Source organism: Kitasatospora sp. NPDC056800 (assembly GCF_042789775.1).
Classification (GTDB): Bacteria; Actinomycetota; Actinomycetes; order Streptomycetales; family Streptomycetaceae; genus Kitasatospora.
Genome location: NZ_JBHUAL010000333.1, coordinates 1 through 5,716, shown reverse-complemented (window position 1 = coordinate 5,716; position 5,716 = coordinate 1). Strand labels below are relative to the sequence as shown.

The following is a 5,716-nucleotide window of genomic DNA, read 5'->3' as shown; positions in this document are numbered from 1 at the left end:
TCGCCCGCACCACCGGGCGCCGTCAGCCCGCGTTCTGCGGGCGGACGGTGAGGATCTGCTCGGCCCGGCCCAGCGGCCCGCGGACGTCGTGCAGCACGGTGCTGGTGACGCCGTGCCCGGCCGGGCCGAAGCTGACGCTGGTGTCCAGGCCGGTCCAGCCGCCCTCGGGGCGGCGGTGGAAGTGGATCGTCAGGTCGGTGTTGGGGAACATCCACTCGGTGGGGCTCTGCCGCACGGCGATGCCGTTGGCGGTGTCCACCAGCATGACGAAGGAGGCGTGCGGGCCGCTGGGCTCCCCGGCGACCAGCTCGACCGGGGTGGAGAGCCAGGCGGCGGCGCGGCCCGGGGCGCTCTCCCGGCGGCGGACGTCGATCGAGGCGATGTAGCCGCCGCCCCAGACCCCGCGCATCGTCCAGGGCTCGAACTCCTCGGGCGCGGGCAGCGGCTCGTCGTGGGTGCCGGCGACGGCGGTGGTGTCCAGCTCGGCGAGGAACCAGGCGCGGGCCCGGACCACGGCGCGCCCGCCGATCGTCACGGTGGCCTCGACCAGCTCGATGGTGCGGCCGGGGCGGACGGTCTCCACCGTGATCTCGCACTCGTCGAGGGCGATCAGGCCGAGTATGTCGTAGCTGATCCGGGCCAGCGCCAGGCCGTCGGCGGGGCGGCCGGTCCCCTGCTGGTCGGCCCTTCGCTGGTCGGCCCGGTACCGGTCGATGGCGTGCACGATCAGGCCGCCGAGCGGGCTGAAGTGCTGCTCGTCGGGGTGCCAGGCGCCCTGCGCCTGCACGGTGGGCTTGTAGGTGTGGTCGCCGGTGCGCTGGTAGTAGCTGTCGGGCGCGGCGTTGGGGGTGGTCACGTGCGCTTCTCCTCGGGCCGGATCGCTGGCTGCCGGGCGGGCGCCGCCGGGGTACGACGGCGCCCGACCTCGGCGTTCAGGATCGTAAGGGGCCGAACCGCCCGCGCGGCGTCACGGGTGACGCATCCCACACCCCCGGGGGATCCGGCCGGTCAGTGCGCGGCGAGCGGGTAGTGGTCGGAGAGGTCGGTGTAGGTGTAGCTCTTGCCCCAACTGCTGACCGTCCAGGGCGCGCTGTGCACCCGGACCACCTCGTTGACGTACTGCTGCGGGCGGGCGTGGTCGGCCCGGTAGAGGACGTAGTCGAGGTCCTCCTTGGGCTCGCCCGGGTAGCGGTAGGCGGCGATGGAGTTGTCGACGGTGTCGAAGGAGTTCGGCCAGCCGGTGCGGGCGGAGGCCGGGGCGAGGTTGCCGTTGCTCAGCAGCGCCTGGTACTCGGAGCCGTGCGAGTCGATGTTGAGGTCGCCCGCGACCAGGACCGGCTCGTCGGCCGGGATCCGCTTGGCGTCCAGGAAGGCGCGCATCGCGGTGAGCTGCTTGGCCCGGATGTCCGCGGCCTGGCCGCTCGCGCAGCCGGAGTCGGTGGACTGGAGGTGGGTGCCGACCACGTGGGTGCGGCGGCCGTTGACGTCCAGCACGGCGTAGGCGAAGCCCTTGTTGGAGAACCAGTCCGAGCCGCAGGCGTCCTTGAAGACGTACTGCTCCTTGCGCAGGATCGGCCACTTGCTGAGCAGGGTGACGCCGCCGTCCTCGGGGGTGGTGGAGCTGTAGCTGCCGGAGGTGGCGTCCCAGCCGCTGGTGGAGCGGCCGACCACCGGCGTGTGGTACGGGTAGGCGGCCGAGGCCTTGGCGGTGAGCGCGTCGGAGGCCGCGTTGTCGAAGGCCTCCTCCAGCACGACCACGTCGTGGCCCTGGAAGAAGTCCGCCGAGGCGATGGCCTGCGCCCGGTACTGCTGGCCCCAGTTGGGGTAGAGCGAGGTGCTCATCAGGAAGGTGTTGTAGGTCAGCACGTCGAGCGGGGGCGCGGTCGTCGGGGCGGTCTCGGCCGAGGCCGGGGCGGCGCCGAGCACGGCGAGGACGGTGGCGGCGGCACCGGCGGCGAGGGTGCGGCGGACGGACGACAGGGGCATCGGGCCTCCAGGAGGGCATCGCGGGTGTTGTCGTGGACCCGTCGGGTCAAGGGATGTTGTGTATCCAACTCGGCTCCCCGCACGGCCCGCAAGACAGCGGGCGAGCATGTGATGAACTCGTCGGTAACACCCGCGTCGAGGGCCTGACGGGTGGTCACCGCCCCGCCCCTCCGTACCGCGTGCCGGGAGCGGCGGTCAGACTGTCCCCAGCACCACGGAAGAACGGACGGGGGAAGGCATGGCCCGCAGGAAGAAGCAGAAGAGGCCGCTCGCGGAGGGGGTGGTCCGGCCGCCGAAGCGGGTCCGCAGGCGCCCGGAGCCGCAGCTGTCGCCGAAGGCGGTCCGCCGGACGGCCTGGCTGGTCGGGGTGCTCACCCCGGTGCTGATGGTCGGCCTGGCCGTGCTCGGCAGCAACCCGGACTACGAACTCCCCTGCGGCATCCTGGCGTTCGTGGTGCTCTCGGCGGGCGTCATCGGGCTCGGCTTCGTCCGGCCCCGCGGCCTGGTCATCTGGCCGGCCGTCCTGTTCGGCGTGCTGCTGCTGGCGCTGCCGGCGGGGAGCATCCGGGCGCAGATCCTCACCGACCGCGGGGTGGAGACCGCGGTGGTGGTCACCGCGGCCCACAGCGCCAAGGACAGGAACGGCACCGTCAGCTGGACCTGCGACCTGCGCCGCGCCGACGGGCGGCCGCTGCCGCACGCCCGGGTCGGCGGCTTCGGCTGCTCGGCGTACGCCGTCGGCGACACCGAGAACGTCCTGGTCGACCCGGCGGGCTGGGCCCCGCCGGTCTCCCTGGACGAGGACCTCCCGTTCCGCCGCGGCGGCGTCTACGTCACCGCGGCGCTGGCCGTCCTGTGGGGCCTGCTCACCCTGGTCGCGGCGCGCCGCACCCTGCGGGATCCGGGCGCCGCGGCCGGTCAGCGGGGCGGCAGGTAGCGCACCAGGACGTCGGAGCCGGTGCCGTTCAGGGCGCCGAACAGCAGGGTGGTGCCGAACGCGTCCACCGCGGGCGCGAAGGACGGGCCGACGCCCTCGGCGACCCGCTCGACCAGGCCGGTCCGCAGGTCCCGCCGGAAGAGGTCCGGGGCGCCGTTGGTGTCGCCGGGCACCAGGCCGGCGTCGTCCGAGACGAAGTGGACCCAGCGGTCGTCCGCCGTCATGACGCCCGGCTGGGTGCCGGCGGGGGCCACCTCGGTGACCGCCCCGGTGCGCAGGTCGCGGGCGAGGAGCGGGACGCGGGTGGCGCCCTGGTCGGGCTCGAACACCCGGAACAGCGCGAACCGGCCGTCGGGGCTCAGCCGGCTCTGCCGCACGGCGTCGCGCAGGGTGCCGCTCGCGTCGACGCTCGCGCCCTCGATCCGGCCGGTGCGGGTGTCGTAGACGTAGAGCGGGAAGAGCTGGCGGGCGGGCGGCGGCTTCAGGGCGGGCCGGGCGGTCGGGCCGGTCGCGGCGGCCGGCAGCAGGTTGGCCGCCTTCGACCGGAACGCGACGGTCCGGCCGTCCGCGCTGAGCGAGGGCTCCACCGAGCCGCCGTCGGCGGGGGCGCCGCCCTGCCCGGTGCTGACCAGCCGGGTGCCGCCGGTCCGGCGGTCCGTCAGGTAGACGTTGGCGGTGCCGGCCCCCGCCCCGGGGGCGAGGTCGGCGCGGTCCGAGGAGTAGGCGACGAAGCGGCCGTCGGCGCTGATCGCGGGGCTGACGGAGTTTCCGGCGCCGGTGCCGGCGGTGACCAGCTCGGTGCGGCCGGTCAGGCGGTCGCGGACGTAGACGTCGGTGCGGCCGCTGCCGTTCCCGGGGACGGCGTTGGCGGCGTCGCTGCTGAAGGCGACGTAGCGGCCGTCGGCACTGATCGCCGCCTGGCTGGTGGAGCCGTCCAGCTGGGCGCCGTCGTCGGCGAGGCTGACCCGCTCGGTGTGCCGCGTCCACAGGTCGCGGACGAAGACGTCGTAGAGGCGGTTGGTGTCCCCGGGCACCAGGTTCGAGGCCAGCGAGGTGAACAGGGCGTACCGGCCATCGGCGCTCAGCCCGAGCGGCTCGGACCAGTCGTCGGCGGGCGCGCCGTCGGGGCTCACGTTCACCCGGACCGGGTCACCGCTCGCGGACGCGGATCCGGACGTGAGCGTGAGCGTGGCCGCGGGCTCGGGCCGCGCGTGGGCCGCCGGTGCCGCGGTGCCCGCCAGCAGCGCGGCCGCCAGGACACAGACCACCCGGAGCGTCGTCGTCTTCATGGGCTCCCCTCCCCTTGGATTCCTCGTGGATTCCCCCGCACTCCCCCGCCCCCCAGGAGGAAGCCAACCCTCCGGTCGTGGCCACGGTCAACCCGACCACGCCCGAGACGGGTACGATCTCGCCAACTCCCCTCCACATCAGGCGTGTTCCCGCTCTTCCTTGCCGGTTCGGCAAAAACCCCTTGGCCGCGCGCGGCCACCGGTGCGAGGGTCCGGGAATGACCGTTGACGAACCCTTTGCCCTGCCGACGGCCCTGCCCGGCGGCCTGCTCCTGCGCGAGTCCCGGCCGGAGGACGAGGAGCGGATCGGCGCGCTGCTCACGGAGCGCGGCGACCCGGGGGACGCGCTCGACCACCGCCTGGTGGTCGAGGACCCGGACGCCGGCCGGTCGGCCAGCGCCGTGGTGGTCGACGGCGACCGGGTCGTCTCCACCGCCACCCTGCTGGACGAGGAGCTGCGCCTCGGCGGTGTCCGGCTGCCCGCCGGCCAGGTCGACATGGTCGCCACCGACGGGGAGTACGAGGGCCGCGGCCTGGTCCGGGCCCTGCTGCGGTGGGCGCACGCACGCTCCGCCGCGCGCGGGCACGTGGTCCAGGTGATGATCGGAATCCCGTACTTCTACCGGCTGTTCGGCTACGAGTACGCGATCGACATCCCGGTCTCGCGGCCGCTGCTCACCGCCCCGCCCGCCGTCGGCGCCGGGGACGCCCCCGCGCTGCGCACCGCCCGAGCGGCGGACCTGCCCGCCCTGGCCGCGCTCCAGGAGCAGGCGCAGCGCGGCTTCGACCTCGCGATGGGCCACGCCCCCGCCCGCTGGCGCTGGCTGCTGGCGCACGAGGCGAGCACCCTGCGGGTGGTCGAGCGCGCGGGCGAGGTGGTGGCGGTGGGCCGCACCACCCCGGTGGACGACGGCGAGTTCCACCTGGTCGAGGCGGCCGCCGCGGACGAGCGGGCGGCGCGCGAACTGCTGGCCGGTGTGGCGGCGTTGGCGCCCGAGGCGCGGCTCCAGGTGGTGCACCGGCCCGGCACCCTGCCGGCCACCGTCTGGCACGGGCTGCTGGACGACACCCCGCGCCCCGAGGCGGAGCAGTACTACGTCCGCATCCCCGATCCGGCCGTGCTGCTCGACCGGCTGCGCCCCCTGTTCCGCCAACGCCTCGCCGCCGCCGGCCTGGACCGCGCCGACGGCGAACTGCTGCTCTCCACCTACCGCGCGCACTACCGGATCCCGCTCGGCGAGCGGGATCCGGGCGCGGTGGTCACCGGCGGCACGATGCAGGGCACGGGCCCGGGCGGCGGCGTGGGCGTGGCGCCGGACGCGCTGGCGGCGCTGCTCTTCGGGCCGTACGGGCTGGAGGGGTTGAGCCGCATCCGGCCGGACGTGTACGGGCGTGGGGACGAGGAGCTGCACCGGTCGCTGTTCCCGCCGCTGACGTCCGATCTGCTGACGTACTACCTGCCGTGACGTCCCGTCCGCCGGGCCCCGTCACGGGAGCCCCGCCC

The 5,716-nt window shown here is 75.0% G+C and carries 5 protein-coding genes; 2 read left to right on the top strand and 3 right to left on the bottom strand.

Annotation, left to right across the window (positions count from 1 at the left end; translation table 11 throughout):
• Positions 1–22: 22 nt before the first annotated feature.
• Positions 23–856, bottom strand: coding sequence for a thioesterase family protein (locus ACFRQN_RS39560; protein WP_380745471.1), 834 nt, complete (start codon positions 854–856; stop codon positions 23–25).
• A 152-nt stretch (positions 857–1,008) separates the two neighbouring features.
• A complete protein-coding gene (gene sph / locus ACFRQN_RS39555) occupies positions 1,009–1,986 on the bottom strand; it encodes a sphingomyelin phosphodiesterase (protein WP_049651569.1) in 978 nt (325 codons plus the stop codon).
• Positions 1,987–2,224: 238 nt separating this feature from the next.
• Here sph and ACFRQN_RS39550 point away from each other — a divergent pair, with 238 nt between their 5' ends.
• Positions 2,225–2,923, top strand: coding sequence for a hypothetical protein (locus tag ACFRQN_RS39550; RefSeq protein WP_380745469.1), 699 nt, complete (start codon positions 2,225–2,227; stop codon positions 2,921–2,923).
• Here the strand turns inward: ACFRQN_RS39550 and ACFRQN_RS39545 are convergent.
• On the bottom strand, positions 2,905–4,212 hold the full coding sequence (locus ACFRQN_RS39545) for a hypothetical protein (protein WP_380745467.1): 1,308 nt from the start codon (positions 4,210–4,212) through the stop codon (positions 2,905–2,907). The genes ACFRQN_RS39550 and ACFRQN_RS39545 overlap by 19 nt on opposite strands.
• A 218-nt stretch (positions 4,213–4,430) precedes the next feature.
• Here ACFRQN_RS39545 and ACFRQN_RS39540 point away from each other — a divergent pair, with 218 nt between their 5' ends.
• Entirely contained in the window at positions 4,431–5,678 is a 1,248-nt protein-coding gene (locus ACFRQN_RS39540) for a GNAT family N-acetyltransferase (RefSeq protein WP_380745465.1), read from the top strand.
• The last annotated feature ends 38 nt before the right edge of the window (positions 5,679–5,716 follow it).